The following is a 16,258-nucleotide window of genomic DNA, read 5'->3' as shown; positions in this document are numbered from 1 at the left end:
TTTCGCTTGCCATAGTCTATGGCTTTGCGAAAGCGGACAACTGGGCACTTGCCGCGCGTCGAACAGCGCAGCAAGTGCAAGCGTTGCACGTCAACCTTGGGCGATGCTCTCCCACGCGCCCGATTGAGCCGAGCGGAACACGGCATCGATCACCCGCATATTCGCGCGCGCATCTTCTAGCGGAATAGCCTGCGGACCCCCACTCAGGATCGCCTCCGCGAACGTGGCGGCGGCCACGCCATATTGATCGCACACCGCAAGCTCCAGCCAGCGATCAGTCGCGACACCGTCGCTATTGTGCTCACTGATTAGCAGGCGCGTCGGTCGATCGTTTGGTGCATTGAATGGAATTTCGACTTCGATTCGCCCCTTGGTACCGTGAAATTGCATCCGCTGGTACGGATAGGTCTGAGTCGAGAAAAAGAAACTCGCCTGCACGCCATCGAAGTCCATCAGCACGGAGCCGAGCCGGTCCACTTTGAAGGTCGGATCCTGCTCCACCAGCGCAACTACGCGCCGTGGCTCACGCCCGATAGTGAAGCGCGACGTCGTGATCGGATAACAACCAATATCGAGCAGACCGCCGCCACCTAGCTCGCTCTTGTTGCGGATATTGTGTTCGTTCGTGTTGTGATAGGTGAAACCGCCGGTCACTGCCCGCAATTCGCCGATCGCGCCTTCGTCGATCAAGGTCCGCACCTTCAACCATTGCGGATGCGTGCGAACCATGAACGCTTCCTGGATGTATCTGCCGTTCTTGTCGCGCGCGGCGATCAGCCGTTCAACCTGTTGAGCGTCCAGGCTGATCGGCTTCTCACACAGGACGTGCTTGCCCGCCTCGACCGATTTGATCGTCCATTCCACGTGGAGATGATTAGGTAATGGAATATAGACCGCGTCGATTTCCGGGTCCGCGAGGAGCGCCTCGTAACTATCGTATGCGACAGCCAGACCATACCTGGCCGCGGCTTCCCGCGCCTTCTCCGGAGAGCGTGACGCGATGCCTTTCACCCGACACTTCGGCGCGTTGTGCATGGGCACGACCACCTTGTCGTTGATCTTTGCGGCGCCCAAAATTCCCCAGACTATTTCATCCTTTGCCATGACATCCCTTTATTCGATTGCGTATCCGATGAGTCGAGCAGGCGGAACATTCGCGTGAGTCGACAAGTCGTGTGAGTCCGCGAACGACCAGAAGCACGCGATCGTATCAGTTTAACCGTGTCGACCCGCGAGACCCGATACCCGGTCCGACCGAAGGCACGATCGCGACTCGTCAGCTAGACCTCGGTCCGCCTGAGCAGATAGCCGAGGCCGCCCACCCGGTACCATCGGTAGCCGAACGGCTCGAGCACCACCGCGTGGCGGCCGCCATCGTCGGACTCGCTGTGGTCGTCGGACAGAAGATTGATCAGCGACTGTGTACCCGGTTCGTCGGAGCTTAGGCGGAATTCGACGGTACACGCTTCGGCGCGGAAATTATGCAGAAACAGCACGGAGTTGTTACGCCACTGATAACTGAGCGCGAGCACATTGATTCGCGAGGTAGGCAGCACTTCGAAGTCCCCCCAGCTGATTTCCGGCACTTCCTTGCGCATGCGAATCATCCGCTCCGTCCAGTTGAGAAACGAATCGGGATCGCGTCGCTGCTTCGCCACGTTGACCCGCTCGAAGCCATAAGCCCCGCCGCAGATCGTCGGGACGGGCGGGTTTGAATGACTGGTAAAGCCGCCTTGCGGCTCGCCCGACCATTGCATCGGCGTGCGCGCACATTGGCGCTCGGGCAGGCGCAGGTCGTCGCCCATGCCGATTTCATCGCCGTACCGGAACACGGGCGTGCCGGGCAAACTCAACATGAGGCTGTAGGCAAGTTCAAGGCGGCGTCTGTCGCCCGACAGCATTGGCGCAAGTCTGCGGCGGATGCCGCGCCCATACAGCTGCATGTCGGGGTCCGGAGCGAACGCGGCGAACACTGCCGCGCGCTGAGCGGGCGTCAGCCGGCCCAGATCGAGTTCGTCGTGATTGCGCAGAAACACCCCCCATTGCGCGCTCGGCGGCCGTGGCTTCGTCGCAAGGAGCGCGTCCTTCAACGGCTTCGTGTTGCCCGTCGCGAGCGTGTAGAACGTGTTTTGATTGACCCGGAAGTTGAACATCATCGGCAGGCGCTCGCCCTCGTCGCCGAAGTAGTGGAGGTCGGTTTTGGGCGGCACGTTGGCTTCGGCCAGAATGATCGCATCGCCCTCGCGCCACTGCAGAAACTCGCGAAACGTTCGCAACATGTCATATTGCTCGACGGGGTGGCGCACCTTCGGGCCCTTCGTCGCGATGACGAAGGGCACCGCGTCCATGCGGAATCCGGAAACCCCCAGCTGGATCCAGAAGCCCATGATCTTCAGCAATTCCGCCTGCACATGCGGATTCGATGTATTCAGGTCCGGTTGAAAATCATAGAAACGATGAAAGTACCAGCGTCTCGCCCGCTTGTCGAAACTCCAGGTCGACTTCTGCACGCCCGGAAACGCGACGCCACGTTGCGCATCGGGCGGTTTGTCGTCCGACCAGACATACCAGTCGCGATACTTCGAAGCGGGATCGCTGCGTGCTTCCAGGAACCAAGGATGCTGATCGGACGTGTGATTGACCACCAGATCGATGATGACGCGCAAGCCCCGCTCGGCGCACGCATGCGTCAACTCGGCGAAATCGCCGAGCGTGCCGTACTTCGGGTCGACGTTGTAATAGTCGCAAACGTCGTAACCGTTATCGCGTCCGGGCGAGGGGTGGAAGGGCATCAGCCAGATCGTCGTCATGCCAAGCCCTTGCAGGTAATCGAGCCTGCGCATCAGGCCCTGGAAGTCGCCGACGCCGTCGCCATTCGCATCCATGAAGGTGCCTACCGAGAGGCAATAAATGATCGCGTTCTTGTACCAGAGGTCATTGAGCATAGGTTCCGCGCATAGCGCCAAAACGATCGATCGCCAAGAGGAATTGCAATGTCGGAGCTTGCGTGGTGGCAACGCGGCGTGATCTATCAGATCTATCCGCGCTCGTTTCAGGACAGTAACGGCGATGGCATCGGCGATCTACCCGGCATCAGCGCGCGCCTTGAATATGTCGCGGCGCTAGGCGTCGATGCGGTGTGGATCTCCCCCATCTACCCGTCGCCCATGGCCGACTTTGGCTATGACGTCGCGGACTACTGCAACATCGATCCGATATTCGGCACTCTGGACGGGTTCCAGCAATTGATGGGCCACGCACATCGGCTTGGGCTCAAGGTGCTGCTCGATTTCGTGCCGAATCATTCGTCGAGCCGGCATCCGTGGTTCGAGGAAAGCCGCTCGTCGCGGGACGATCCGAAACGGGACTGGTATCTGTGGCGCGATCCCGCGCCCGATGGCGGGCCGCCGAACAACTGGTTGAGCCGCATGGGAGGCTCGGCGTGGGAGTGGGACGAGGTGACGAGACAGTACTACTATCACGCGTTTCTGCGGGAGCAGCCTGATCTGAACTGGAGAAACCCGCAAGTACGCCGCGCGATGGATCAAGTGCTGCGATTCTGGCTGGAACGCGGGGTGGACGGCTTCCGCGTGGACGTGCTGTGGCTGTTGATCAAGGACGCGCAGTTTCGCGACAATCCGCCCAATCCCGGCTATCGGCCCGGCGAGCCGGAACATCATCGGTTCTTGCAAAGTTACACGGAGGATCAGCCGGAAGTGCATGAAATCGTCCGCTCGATGCGAGCCACACTGGACGAGTACGGCGAGCGCGTGCTGATCGGCGAAATCTATCTGACTGTCCCGCAACTGGTGAAGTATTACGGCGTGAACGGCGAAGGTGTGCACATGCCGTTCAATTTCCAGCTGCTCAACGCGAGATGGGACGCGCAGAACATCGCCCGCATGATCCGGGATTACGACATCGCGTTGCCCGAATACGGGTGGCCGAACTGGGTGCTGGGAAACCACGACAATCCGCGCGTTGCATCGCGCGTCGGCGCGGCGCAGGCGCGGGTGGCCGCTGTGCTGCTGTTGACGCTCCGAGGGACGCCGACGCTTTACTACGGCGATGAGATCGGCATGACGGATGGCTATATCGCGTCAGATGAGATCCAGGACCCGGCGGAACTCCGGCAACCGGGCATTTGCCAGGGGCGCGATCCCGAGCGCACGCCTATGCAATGGGATGGCTCGCTGGCGAATGCGGGCTTTACGGACGGCAAACCGTGGTTGCCGATTGCGACGGCGACGAGCGTGCGCGAACAGGACGGCGACATGTCGAGCATGTTGTCGCTCTATCGGCGCCTGCTGAGCCTGCGCCGCAGCAACGCCGCGCTTGTGCGGGGCACGATCGAGAACGTCGTTGCTGACGGCGACGTGCTGACCTATGAGCGGCGATACGGCAATCAACGCCTTTTCATCGCGCTGAACATGGGGGTCGAAGATGCCACCGTGCAGTCGCGCCCGGGCATGGTGTTGCTATCGACGGTGAGTGCGCGCATCGGCGAAACCTTCGTGCAGGGCGCCAATTTGCTTGCCGCCAGCGAGGCGGTCATCGTGATTCTTACGCGAAGCTTGTCCGATGCCGTGCGGCCAATTAACGGGCCGAACGATGCAGTTCGGTAGTCGTCCCCAAGGTGCTTCAACCTCATTGGTTTCCACGAGCAATTGCGGAGTCGCCCGAGTGCGATCCGGCAGCCGCGCTCGCGCTCGAGCGTCAAAGCCGATCACGCAGCGGTCAAAGGCGCGGCGCTGGCACTCTCATCGATCGATGAAACGGTACTGCGGATGCGCGCCGCGATTCGCGCGTCGAGCGGCGTGTACACGAGCATGCTCAGGTCTGGCCGACCATCGACGGCGAACAGCGAATACTCCATTTCGATGGTCCCGAACGCAGGATGCAGCAGGCGCTTAACGTGCTGTCCTTCGCTGTGGCCGAATACCTGGTTTTCGCGCCACATGCGTTCGAAGTCCGGGCTCGCGCGACACAGATCGTCGACCAGATCGCCCACCTCGGAAGCGAGCCCCGCGCGAGCAACGTCCGCTCGGAACGTCCCCACGACGAAGCGCGCGACACTCTCCCAGTCGTGCTGTTTTGCCCGGACGGCCGGATCGCCGAACAGGAAGCGCAGGATGTTGCGCTGGCCCGGCGGCAGCGCGCTGTAGTCGGTCAGCACCACGGCTGCGGCGCGATTCCACGCGACGACGTCCCACGTCGCGGTCTTGATGATCGACGGGCTGGCATCGAGTGAATCGAGCACGCGCTGCAAGCGCGGGTCCACTGCGTCGGTGGACCGGTAGCGCACTTCCGGGGGGCGTCCGAGGCCCAGCATGAAAAGATGTTCGCGCTCGGTATTCGTCAGCATCAGCGCCGCGCAGATCCGCTCGAGCACCGCGGCGGACGGCGCGCCGCCGCGGCCCTGCTCGAGCCACGTGTACCACGTCGAGCTGATACTCGCGCGCTGCGCCACTTCTTCCCGGCGCAATCCGGGCGTACGCCTGCGGCCCGAGAAGCCGAAGCTGGCCGGCTCGAGCCGCGTGCGGCGGCTGCGCAGAAAGTCCCCGAGGGTTTGGGCGGTGTTCACTGGGATGATTAACCTGTTAGTCGCTTTACCGGGATAAGCTCACTACTTCAATAGCATAGTGAATGATCGCATAGTGCGTCGGTGGCTATTCTGGAGACTTGACCATGCGAATCTTTCTGACGGGCGCAACCGGGTTTATCGGCTCGGCTTTGGTGCCCGAACTTATCGAAGCCGGGCATCAGGTCATCGGCATGACCCGGTCCGATCAGGGCGCGCAGGCTCTCAGCGCAGCCGGTGCGGAGATCCATCGCGGCACGCTCGAAGACACCGACAGCCTGCGCAGCGGCGCCGCGAAGGCGGACGCCGTCGTACACCTTGCTTTCGACCACGATTTCTCGCACTTCGTGGAGAACTGCGAGAAGGACAAGCGTGCTATCGCTGCACTGGGCTCGGCGCTGGCCGGCTCGGATCGGCCGCTTCTGATCACGTCGGGCACGGGCGTCGGCAGCCGCGATAACGGGCAGCCGGCCACCGAAGACGTGTTCAACACCGGTCACCCGAACCCGCGCATCGGCTCGGAGCTGGCCGGCAACGTGCAGCTGGAGGCGGGCGTCAACGTGTCGGTGATGCGCTTGCCGCAAGTGCATAACCCGTACCGGCAAGGCCTCATCACGCCGCTCATCCAGATCGCGCGGGACAAAGGCGTGTGCGCATATGTGGAGGAGGGACGCAACCGCTGGCCGGCGGGGCATCTGTCGGATGTCGTGCGGCTCTACCGGCTCGCGATCGAGAAGGGCGAACGCGGTGTGCGCTATCACGCGGTCGGCGAAGAAGGCGTTAGCGCCCGCGAGATCGCCGAGGCGCTCGGACACGGCCTGAAGTTGCCGGTCTTCTCGATCGCGCGCGGCGAGGCGCAGGCGTACTTCGGATGGATGGCGATGTTCGCCGCGCTCGATATGCCGGCATCGAGCGCGCAGACGCAGGCGCGTTTGGGCTGGCGACCGACAGGTCCGACGCTTCTCGCGGATCTGAACGAAGCGCGTTACGTTCAGGTGTCCGCGTAGCTTTCGCTGTCAGCCGCCGTCGCACGAGAACAAACCTGGGAGCAACCATCGCCGCCATCATAGGTGTTTCATTACGCCACTCGCCAGCTTGCGCAGTTCGTCGAACTGCGTGACGAGCTGGAGGCACAGAATAAAGGCCAGCGTCGCTGCGGGCGCCGGGTGGCGTTCGGTCCATCTGTCGATGGCCTGGATGGATAGAGTCGCGAAATCACCGAAGTGTATGTTGGACAGATATGTTTCGATGGACAAATCGAAGCTATTCATTGTTTTCTAAAGAAATTGAGCCGGTCGCGGATGAGGGTCAGCATAACAAGGCGAGGCGTGTGGTTGAAATGCGCTCAGCATCGGAAGTTATTTCAGTGACAGCGCTAGCGAAAGACCTCGATCTTTCGAAGTCGTCCTGTCCAGCGCTGAGTCACCGCGCAGGATGCGGCGATACCCTGTAGCCGGATCTTTCAAGGAGGCCGTCATGAAACTGGTCGACTGGAACATTCAGTGGGGATGCGGCGTCGACGGCCGCGTCGACCTCGGACGGATCGTGCGGGAAGCACGCGCGTTGTGCGACTTCGACGTCCTGTGTCTGCAGGAAGTCACGCGCGGCTTCAACGAAGAACCGGCGGCCGGCGGACTGAAAGGCGCGCCATCGTCCGATCAGTTCGCCGAACTTGCCGCTCTGCTGCCGGAGATGACCGTGCTCGATGCGATCGGCTCCGATCTGCCCTCGTTGGGCGCGAGCCGTCATCGGCGGCAGTTCGGTAATGCCATCGTGACCCGTTTGCCGGTTCGTCAGGTGCTGCGCCATTCTCTGCCGTGGCCCGCGGACCCCGCCAAGCCGTCGATGCTGCGCGTCGCGCTCGAAGCGGTGCTCGAAGCCGACGTCGGTCCGCTTCGTGTCATCACCACGCACCTCGAGTTCTATTCGGAGAAACAGCGGCTCGCACAAGTGGCGAGACTGCGCGAGTTGCATCAGGAGGCGTGCGCTCACGCGCGCGCTCCCGCGCGTGGCGAGAAGCCGGACAGTCCGTTTGCCGATACGGCGCGCCCGGTCAGCGCGATTGTCTGCGGAGACTTCAACAGCGCACTCGAAGACACCGCCTTTTGCCGAATGCTCGAACCGATCACCGACGCTCCGGCGTTCGTCGATGCGTGGGCCCGCGCGCATCCCGGCGAGCCGCGTGCCGCGACGGTCGGCCTATACGATCGCGAGCAATGGCCCGACGGAGCATTCGCGTGCGATTTCGTTTTCGTCACGGAAGACCTGAGCGCACGCATTGCATCGTGCGATGTCGATCAGCACAGCCGCTCGTCCGATCATCAGCCGATGTGGCTGGAACTGCGTTGAAGGGACTCGGAGTTACCGCCCCGTTATTGGCGCAGGAAAATCCGACCGCGTGATTCGGTGGGATGCTTAAGGTGCTGTTAAGGGTTGCTCTGCGATGGTTGAGCCTATGTTCAAGCCATGAGAATAGTGAGCACGTCACATGAATAGCAACCCGTCGCAAACTCGCGCGCATGCAGTCAGTAAAGTCCCGCAGATCACGCTGGGCTTCTGGATCATCAAAATCGCCGCCACGACGCTTGGCGAAACGGGCGGCGATTGGGTGACCATGTCGCTCAAATTGGGTTATCTGATCGGCACCGCGATTTTTGCGGTGATTTTTATTGGGCTGGTCGCAGGGCAGATCAGGGCGGAGCGGTTCAATGCCTCGCTCTATTGGGCGACCATCGTTGCAACGATTACGCTCGGTACCACGCTGGCCGACTTCTTCGATCGTTCGGTGGGAGTCGGCTATCCGGGCGGTGTAGTCATCGTCTTCGCGCTTCTGCTTGCGAGCCTGGGCGTCTGGTACAAATCGGAAGGTACGGTGGCGGTGCAGAGCGTAACCACGCCCAAAGCCGAGTGGTTCTATTGGGTGACGATCCTCTTTTCGCAGACACTGGGTACGGCCTTGGGCGATTGGGTGGCGGGATCGGACGAAGGCGGTCTGGGGCTTGGCTATGAGTACGGCGCTTTGATCTTCGGTGGGGGGCTGCTGATCGTCGGTGCGCTTTATTACTGGTCGCGGCTGTCACGGACCGCTATATTCTGGGCGGCGTTCATCCTGACGCGTCCGCTTGGCGCGACCTTGGGGGACCTGCTCGACAAACCCATTTCTCAAGGTGGGCTCGAGATCAGCCGACTCTATGCGTCGGTGATTCTGGTTTCGTTCATGGCGCTCTGCGTGATTTTCTTACCGCAACGCCCTGCTGGGCGAGCGCCGCAGTAGATGGCGCGAAGAGGCTACGAATGTTCGGGAATAGCCATTGCGTGCCCGCTTTCGCCGCGACACCGACGCGCAGAACGAGCGCGTCGACCTATCGGTGGCTCGCCCGCTCGACGTCCGTTCAATCGAGGCCGACATGAAGAATCCGTGGACGAAGAAGAACCCGTTCCTGAGCATGTGGTTAAGCGGCGCCAATACCGTCGCCAACTCAGCGCGGGTAAGAACGACAGCGGCAGCCAAACGCGCGACCTCCGCATTCTGGAGCGCCGCACTCACCTCACCGAAGCCGAAGAAAAGCAGAAAGACACGCCGCTGAGCGGACTCGTCCGCTGTCGGGCGAATATGCCGGCTGGCATGCGCGTCCGGACGCACGGCGTATGAGGATCGGGCGTTTCTCGACTCTCGGGTGGCGCCGCGTTGTTTGCCGTGTCTGCTCCTTCGATTACGGCAGCGACGAGTTTGACGCAACGCATTGGCACAGTGCCAGTTCATCCTCGCGAAGCTCGGCCTCGGGAATTTCGCTGCGCCCTCAAACTGGATGCGGTCCTGTCAACCCGGCCAAAACGGAAAAACGAAGGAGCGCGATAGTCGCGCTCCGTTCATTCATGGGTTACAGCAGGCAGGCTTACTTGATCGCAGTCAGGTAAGAGCCGGACAGGAAGCGTTGCGAACGCGGAATGGTCGCCGTGTAGGCCTGAATCGCGGCTGCCAGCTGCGGACGAATCAGGTTACGGTTGTAGTCGTAGATCGAATAGCCGTCGCCTTCGCCATTGCTCGGATCGCCGTTACGCACGACATACCAGAACGCCTTTGCCACCGAACCGTTGTTCATCAGAACCTTCAACTGGTTGAATGCGGCCGTTTGTCCGGCGTCCGTACCGTTGGTGCCATTGTTGGTCTCGGTCAGCCAGATCGGCTTCGCGCCACTGCTGACGAGGTTCGACACCGTGGTCATGAATGCCTGCACCATCATGTCGTATTCGGCGCTGCCGAAGTAGGGGTGAACGTCGACGACATCGATCGTGGTGTTCAACGGGCTGGAAGCACTCTTCGTGTTGTTACCCATTGCCTTGATGTAGTCGGTCGCCTGGATCAGCTCGCTGCCCGCGGGCGGTTTCCAGCCGTTATTCGGGTACGCCGAGTTGTAGAAGTACGAGATGCCCTGAGTGTGCAGAACCGTTTTGTAGCCCGACTGGCTCTTCGTGTTCAGGATCTGCTTGGCTTCCGAATAGAGCGTCTTGCTGCGATTCAGAATGTATCCGGAGATACCGTTCGGATCGCCGTAAGACGGGTCCGAAGCGGAGAACGACCAGTTGGTCTCATTGAACAGTTCGATGTCAGCCGTAAAGGGCAGAACGACGTCCATGAGCGAGCCGAGATACTTCGTGAACGTCGCGTCGCAGAAGTCGAGTCGCGGTGACGATGCGCTCGGCGGATTTTTGGTGGCCGGGCATTGGTATGCACTAGACGGCGCGTACATGCCCACCTGGAAAAGAATCTTCATGCCGCGCGTGCGTGCGGCGTTCAGAAGCGACTTCAGAAAGGCCACTTTGTTGGGGTCCAGCGTGCTGCCGTCGGCCAGCGTCATGAAGTCCCACGAAACGCCGAGGCGAACCGTACCGACGCCCAATCCGGCAATCAGATCCAGGTCCTTTGAGCATTCGCTCAGCGCCGTCTGATCCGCACTCCAGAGATTGCAGTTCACGTCCATTGCAAAACGGTCGTTTCCGCTTCCGGTGGGCGGCGGCTGCAGCGCCGCGAGTTGCTGGGCGGTGGCGGCGGTCGAAGTCGTCTGGGAGAACGCTGGCATCGATTGCCCGCATAACAGGGCTAAAACGGCGAATAGTGAGTAGAGTCTGAGTTTCATGGCTTAGCTTTACTATAAATTGCTACTGACCGGGGATGGGCCGAGAACGTTGGAATTACGTTTGCCGATGACCATCAGTTCCTGAAGCGATGGCATACGTAACGCAAACACGTCAAACGCGTGAGTCAACGGTCGCTGACATCACGATTGAAAATGCTCTTGCACGGGATATGCGGGTTTCGTATCGATCGTCGCGAAACGGTTCAATCGCCTTGTCCCGCCCTTTGCACCAGGGCGCGGTTATAAGGCTGACCGTTCGCCTGAACCGGCGGAGAGCCATTGTCGGGGGGCACTACGCCGTTGCTGTACGGATCTGTAGCCGCGTTCGCGACTGTGTCGGCAGGCAGGGAGTTGGCGGTCACGGACGCGGTGCTGCCATCATCGCTTGTTTCACCGCCACAACCTGCAAGGCTTAGTACGCCTGCGATGAATGCAAGCGCCGAAGCAGTTTTTGCGATCTGGGGAAGCCGACGAAATGACGGTTTCAGTCTTGGAGAGAGTCTGCTGGAGAAGGACATCTGTCTATCAAGGCCGATGGAACCTGGCCGCTAAAACGAACAACGTTCGCGTGAGAAGGACGTCGCCACGAAAAAATACGCAACAACACGAAGTACAACTGAATAATGATCGGCTTTTGTCAAGAGCCGCCCGCTGCCGCACTCGCGTGGGGCACTAATCGCGTTTTAATCTTCAGATTTAATCCTACTGAAAACCCGCTTCATCATTTTCAATCGGAAGATTCGGTAATTCGCCGCAAATTGCGAAGTTTTTCCAATCGAATCAAAATCGATAAGGTTTTCCCTGAGTGATCTGATGAATACGAATGGTACAGAATTGAAACAAATCTTGCGCCATCGGACGTAACTAAGCGTAACAACGAAATTTGTGCTATGTGAGCCTAACGGCAACGCCTCCCTCCTCCCTTCCCACGCTTATCCAGAGGCGTTCTCGCGCCCGAGTTCGAGATTCACGAAGCAACAAAAAAACCGTTACAAAATTGTTACTTGTCGCTTTTAGACAGCCGGGGCACTTTAATTTCCGCCAATGTATGGTTCTTATCGGAATGGCTCTGGACCTAATTAAATGCTAATTAAATATCTCGGTATGGTTTTCGAAAGAAAATAATGCTGCCGAGGTATTTATATGCGCCGCACCGCTCGCATCAAATAAATCGCGGAATGCGAATTTTGCCACGGTTTGACTTTGTGCTTTGGAACAAGGAGACGGCCGGGAGCCACGGGCGCGGAGCCTGCATATCATCGCCAGCGAAACACGCGCAATGGCTCGCCGTGGTCGCGGCGAAACTCGAAGCTGCCGGAACACCGCCGCTGCTTGCTATTCGCCACCGCGGACTTGCCATCGCGCCGATGCTGAGGCCTTGTTGGGCAACGCCTTCGTTGTAGGAGCAGGGCTTGGCAGTTCGGTAACGGTCAGCCGAGTCTCTTCGGCCAGGCCGACCTGGTCCGCCTGCCTGACGCGTCTTGCCGCCACGTTTGAGCGCGCAATCCATTTTCGCGACTTCGCCATTTCCGCCGCCTCACGACGAATCTCAGGACGACATGGGGTTTTGCTCGGGCTCTCTAAAACAACCAGTCTTTGAAGTTTCATTGTTATGTGGCCGACCTCACAAAGCGGAGCAAGTCGCCGGCCTGACGCTGTCATTTTCCGGAAAGTTCTCTGCTACGCTCCCTAATACCATTGGCTCGCAATCAGAAAGCGAACGTAGCCGTCGCGCGACTCGTGCGCATTATCGCGCGGGTAACACGCAATAAAAGATGGCGACGAATGGTTCTGCGAGCCATTACCCGTTGCGGGAGATCATAGTCATGTTCCATCAACATGCGCCGACTCGCGCGGCGTTGCGTGCGTGTGCGCCGGTCCGAAGTCCGGGACGCCGCGCGCTGCTGCGTGGCGTATCGGCCGCGGCGTTAGCAGGCGTTTCTTTTCCGCTATACGCGCAGCACGCAAGCGTAGGACTCGTCACGCCGCCCATTCGTCTCGACGACTTCTGGCTGGTCGATCAAAGCGGCCAGAAACGGTTGCTAACCGACCTGTTGCGTCAGAAAGTGACTGCGTTGCAGACGATTTACACAGGATGCACTTCAGTTTGTCCTTTGCAGGGTGCGCTGTTCAGCACCGTTCAGCAACGGATATCGCAGTTACAGCACCGCCACCCCGTTCAGTTGGTGTCGATCGGAATCGATCCGCTTTCCGACACGCCGCCCGCGCTGCACGCATGGCTCATGCGCTTCCAGGCCGGACCCGAATGGCGGGCGGCCACGCCGACGTTGCAGGACGTCGACCGGATGCGCAGAGCGCTTTCGGGCAGCACCCTGCCACTCGGCAACATTGCCGATCACTCGACCCAAATCTACTGCTTCGACGCGAACGCAATGTTGCGCTGGCGAAGTGACGACCTGCCTCGCGCGGATCAAATTTGCGATGTACTGGGCGCATTAGGGCGTGTGTAACCTACTGGACTGAGGCTATGTCACAAAACCGATCGTTTAGGATCCTCTCGCAATCGTTCGACGGGTGCGTGAAAGCGTTGCTGCTGATCACATTCATGGCGACGCTTTCGATGTTCTCCACAGCTGCCGACGCGCAGACATCGAGCACGCTCACCGTCAACGGCACGACCTTGTGCGCCGATGTGAACGCCGAATCGAAGACGCCTGGCGCCTCGGTTATCGAGTGGACGTGCAATGGCGGGAATAACCAGCACTGGACATTGACGCAGAACAACGGGCTTTATCAGTTCGTCAACGTCAACAGCAACCTTTGCCTCGACATCTACGGTGTCAGCACGGACGCCGGCGCTGGGGCGGACCAGTGGACCTGCAATGGCCAGGCGAATCAAAGCTTTCAGCTGATCCCGCAAGCTGGCGGCTTTGCAATCGTCGCGTCGCAGAGTCAGCTGTGTCTGGCTGCTGCCAGCCTCACGGCGCAGGGCTCGCAGATCACGCAGCAGCCTTGCAGCGGAACCGCTCTGCAGACGTGGCAGATCAGCGGCATGACCGCGAAAACATTGCCGGCAAAGTGGACTACACCCTATAACCTGTCGATCGTGCCGGCAGCCGCGGCGAATCTGCCCGATGGCACCGTGGTAGTGTGGTCCGCCGACCAGAAGCTGGACTTTACGGCTGGCGAAGTGACCCCCGGCAACACATACACCGCAATCTTTAACCCGACTACCGGCACGAGCAAACAGGTTCTCGTGACGAATACCGGCCACGATATGTTCTGCCCGGGCATCGTCAATCTTCCGGATGGCCGTATTTACGTCACTGGTGGCTCGAGCAGCGACGCGACGAGTTTCTACACGCCTTCGACCGGAAAATGGTCGTCAGGTCCTCTAATGAATATTCCGCGCGCCTACCAAGGCAGCGTAACGTTGAGCAATGGCAACGTATTCCTGGTGGGCGGCTCGTGGAACGGAGGCGAGGGCGGCAAGACCGGCGAAACCTGGTCATCCAGTACGGGTTGGCAGGTCAATAGCGCCATCCTCGCCGACTACATCCTCACGAATGACGCGGCTGGCATTTTCCGCTCCGACAATCATGCATGGCTGTTTGCGGTGGCAAATGGGCGAGTCTTCCACGCCGGTCCGAGCGTTGCCATGCACTGGTTCGATACCGCCGGCGCGGGCAGCGTGACGCCTGCCGGCAACCGGGGCAGCGATGCCGATGCGATGAACGGCAACGCCGTTATGTACGATATCGGCAAGATCCTGGCTGTAGGCGGTGCGCCGAGCTACGAGTATGCCAACGCGACTGCGGACGCCACGCTAATCGACATCAGCAGCGGCACCGCGGTGACGCAAACGCTTACGCCGATGAATTACCGCCGCGCCTTCAACACCAGCGTGGTCTTGCCGAACGGTCAGGTGGTAGTCCTGGGTGGAGAGGCGTACCCGGTAACGTTTTCGGACGACACCGCCGTGCTGGCGCCAGAGTTGTGGGACCCTACCACCAAGACTTTCTCGGTGCTCCCGCCGCAAGCCGTGCCGCGTAACTATCACAGCATCGCACTGCTGTTGTCGGACGGTCGCGTACTGAGTGGTGGCGGTGGACTGTGCGGAAGCTGCTCGACAAACCATACGAACCTCGAAATACTGACGCCGCCGTACCTGCTCAACGCGGACGGCTCGGCGGCAACACGACCGACCCTCACAGCCGCGCCCACTACGGCACAGCTCGGGACATCGATCGCCGTAACGGGCAGCAGTGGCATCACGGCCTTTGCGTTGATGCGCATGTCTTCGTCGACCCACGCGGTCAACAACGAGCAGCGGCGGGTACCCGTGACTTTCACGGTAGGAACGGCGGGCGAATATCTGATCAATATTCCTTCCGATCCGGGTGTCGTCGTGCCTGGCTACTACATGCTGTTTGGCCTGAACGCGAAGGGCGTGCCGAGCGTTTCGCGCACGGTGCAGATCCAGTGATGGCGTTACGGTCACGGCGAACCGCGGCGCGTGCGCTGGCGCTGGCGCTGGCGAACATCACGTATGCCGCGCATGGCGCGCCGCCTTGTGAGTCGAACGATCTCGGGTGTTCGATCTTCAACGGGCAGCATTCGGTTGAGGCGCAATTGCGCGACGACGATCGTCTGTTGCCCGGCTCGACCACCCGTTGTGCGAACTGCCATTCGCAAACCGGCTCGGGCGACGCATTCGCACCACCCTTGACCGCCGGCAACCTGTTTCCTGCGAAGAGTCGAAGGGACGGTCCGGCGAGCAGTTACGATCAGGCAACGTTCTGCAGGGCGCTGAGGGAAGGCATCGACCCGGTCAACGTAATGTTGCGCAAAGCCATGCCTCACTACCGGATATCCGAGACAGAGTGTGCGGCGCTCTGGCATTTCGTGACGAAGCGCTAGCACCTTTGCGTGCGGTTGCGCGAATTCGGCGCCATTTGCTCCACCAGCTTTTGTCGGTGTTTTCACGCTATACGGGCGCTTGTTCGAAATGATCGAAATAGTGACATCGCAATTGCGCACGACCCCGTTGGTGCGAAAAATGCGAATGTGCGGCAGCGTACGGAGGTGCGGCAAGCCGTCAGATAGGCTGCGATGACTTCTGCTATGAATAACTCGATTTCTGTTTGCTGGCGCAATACATAGGATGCGGAAAAATTAGAAGTCTGCGCCAGACCCGGCGGAAGTCTCTTTTAGACCATAAGACGATTCATTTCGAGCACGCTTGCGAGCAGGACTGACGTACTCGGCCTGTGCGTCCGATTTCAGCCGTGACAAAAAGCGAGATCTGGCAACGCCGCATCGCCTGCACATTAAATCGAGCTTCCACCCTTTTCGTACACCCGCCCTGGGGTTTCGATGAATCAGAACTCTCTGCTTACGAATGCTGCCGTGCTCCGGAATAACGATGTAAGTCTTTCGCGTTATTTCGAGGTTCTAATGGCCAACCGTTGGCTGGTCGGTGGAATCGCCGGCGGCGTGCTCGCCGTGGGCGTGGCCTACGCGTTTATCGCGCCGTCGGTGTACCAGGCCGATATTCTCGTGCAGGTGGAAGACAGCA

General features: G+C 60.1%; 13 protein-coding genes and 1 pseudogene. 9 read left to right on the top strand and 5 right to left on the bottom strand.

Translation table 11 applies throughout. The annotated features are described in order from the left end of the window. Positions 1-90: 90 nt before the first annotated feature. Together F6X40_RS32265 and F6X40_RS32260 are read right to left on the bottom strand one after the other, a co-directional pair. A complete protein-coding gene (locus F6X40_RS32265) occupies positions 91-1,104 on the bottom strand; it encodes a Gfo/Idh/MocA family protein (protein WP_187630608.1) in 1,014 nt (337 codons plus the stop codon). Between the two features lie 176 nt (positions 1,105-1,280). Further along, on the bottom strand, positions 1,281-2,945 hold the full coding sequence (locus F6X40_RS32260; protein WP_187630607.1) for an alpha-amylase family protein: 1,665 nt from the start codon (positions 2,943-2,945) through the stop codon (positions 1,281-1,283). 48 nt (positions 2,946-2,993) lie between these two features. Between F6X40_RS32260 and F6X40_RS32255 the strand changes: the two genes are divergently transcribed. Continuing rightward, on the top strand, positions 2,994-4,625 hold the full coding sequence (locus F6X40_RS32255) for an alpha-amylase family glycosyl hydrolase (RefSeq protein WP_187630606.1): 1,632 nt from the start codon (positions 2,994-2,996) through the stop codon (positions 4,623-4,625). Positions 4,626-4,726: 101 nt separating this feature from the next. Here F6X40_RS32255 and F6X40_RS32250 read toward each other — a convergent pair whose 3' ends face one another. Next, complete coding sequence (locus tag F6X40_RS32250) at positions 4,727-5,584, bottom strand: helix-turn-helix transcriptional regulator (RefSeq protein WP_187630605.1); 858 nt, start codon at positions 5,582-5,584, stop codon at positions 4,727-4,729. Positions 5,585-5,688: 104 nt separating this feature from the next. Between F6X40_RS32250 and F6X40_RS32245 the strand changes: the two genes are divergently transcribed. Next, entirely contained in the window at positions 5,689-6,588 is a 900-nt protein-coding gene (locus F6X40_RS32245) for an SDR family oxidoreductase (protein WP_187630604.1), read from the top strand. A gap of 57 nt (positions 6,589-6,645) precedes the next feature. On the opposite strand, the pseudogene F6X40_RS32240 reads toward F6X40_RS32245, so the two are convergent. After that, positions 6,646-6,765, bottom strand: a pseudogene (locus tag F6X40_RS32240) (phosphoesterase); the annotation flags it as partial. Between the two features lie 292 nt (positions 6,766-7,057). On the opposite strand from F6X40_RS32240, the gene F6X40_RS32235 reads away from it, so the two are divergent. From F6X40_RS32235 to F6X40_RS32225, 3 genes are all read left to right on the top strand, one after another. Next, positions 7,058-7,930, top strand: a complete 873-nt coding sequence (locus F6X40_RS32235) for an endonuclease/exonuclease/phosphatase family protein (protein WP_187630603.1) — start codon at positions 7,058-7,060, stop codon at positions 7,928-7,930. 139 nt (positions 7,931-8,069) lie between these two features. Beyond that, positions 8,070-8,855 (top strand): hypothetical protein, encoded by a 786-nt coding sequence (locus F6X40_RS32230; protein WP_187630602.1) that lies wholly within the window; start codon positions 8,070-8,072, stop codon positions 8,853-8,855. A 144-nt stretch (positions 8,856-8,999) separates the two neighbouring features. Continuing rightward, positions 9,000-9,233, top strand: a complete 234-nt coding sequence (locus F6X40_RS32225; RefSeq protein WP_187630601.1) for a hypothetical protein — start codon at positions 9,000-9,002, stop codon at positions 9,231-9,233. A 244-nt stretch (positions 9,234-9,477) separates the two neighbouring features. Here the strand turns inward: F6X40_RS32225 and F6X40_RS32220 are convergent, their stop codons facing one another. After that, positions 9,478-10,662, bottom strand: a complete 1,185-nt coding sequence (locus F6X40_RS32220) for a glycoside hydrolase family protein (protein ID WP_262421624.1) — start codon at positions 10,660-10,662, stop codon at positions 9,478-9,480. Positions 10,663-12,545: 1,883 nt separating this feature from the next. Here F6X40_RS32220 and F6X40_RS32215 point away from each other — a divergent pair. From F6X40_RS32215 to F6X40_RS32200, 4 genes are all read left to right on the top strand, one after another. Next, positions 12,546-13,190, top strand: coding sequence for an SCO family protein (locus F6X40_RS32215; protein WP_187630636.1), 645 nt, complete (start codon positions 12,546-12,548; stop codon positions 13,188-13,190). Positions 13,191-13,207: 17 nt separating this feature from the next. Beyond that, positions 13,208-15,166, top strand: coding sequence for an RICIN domain-containing protein (locus F6X40_RS32210; protein WP_187630600.1), 1,959 nt, complete (start codon positions 13,208-13,210; stop codon positions 15,164-15,166). Next, positions 15,166-15,600, top strand: coding sequence for a hypothetical protein (locus F6X40_RS32205; protein ID WP_187630599.1), 435 nt, complete (start codon positions 15,166-15,168; stop codon positions 15,598-15,600). The genes F6X40_RS32210 and F6X40_RS32205 overlap by 1 nt, the downstream gene beginning before the upstream one ends. A 456-nt stretch (positions 15,601-16,056) precedes the next feature. Then, positions 16,057-16,258 (top strand): Wzz/FepE/Etk N-terminal domain-containing protein (locus F6X40_RS32200; protein WP_187630598.1); only part of this gene is annotated, 202 nt, incomplete at its 3' end.

The sequence above is a fragment of the Paraburkholderia sp. UCT31 genome (assembly GCF_014397655.1).
Taxonomy (GTDB): domain Bacteria; phylum Pseudomonadota; class Gammaproteobacteria; order Burkholderiales; family Burkholderiaceae; genus Paraburkholderia; species Paraburkholderia tuberum.
The sequence above is the reverse complement of the archived record's forward strand: the minus strand, read 5'-3'. Positions and strand labels throughout refer to the sequence as shown.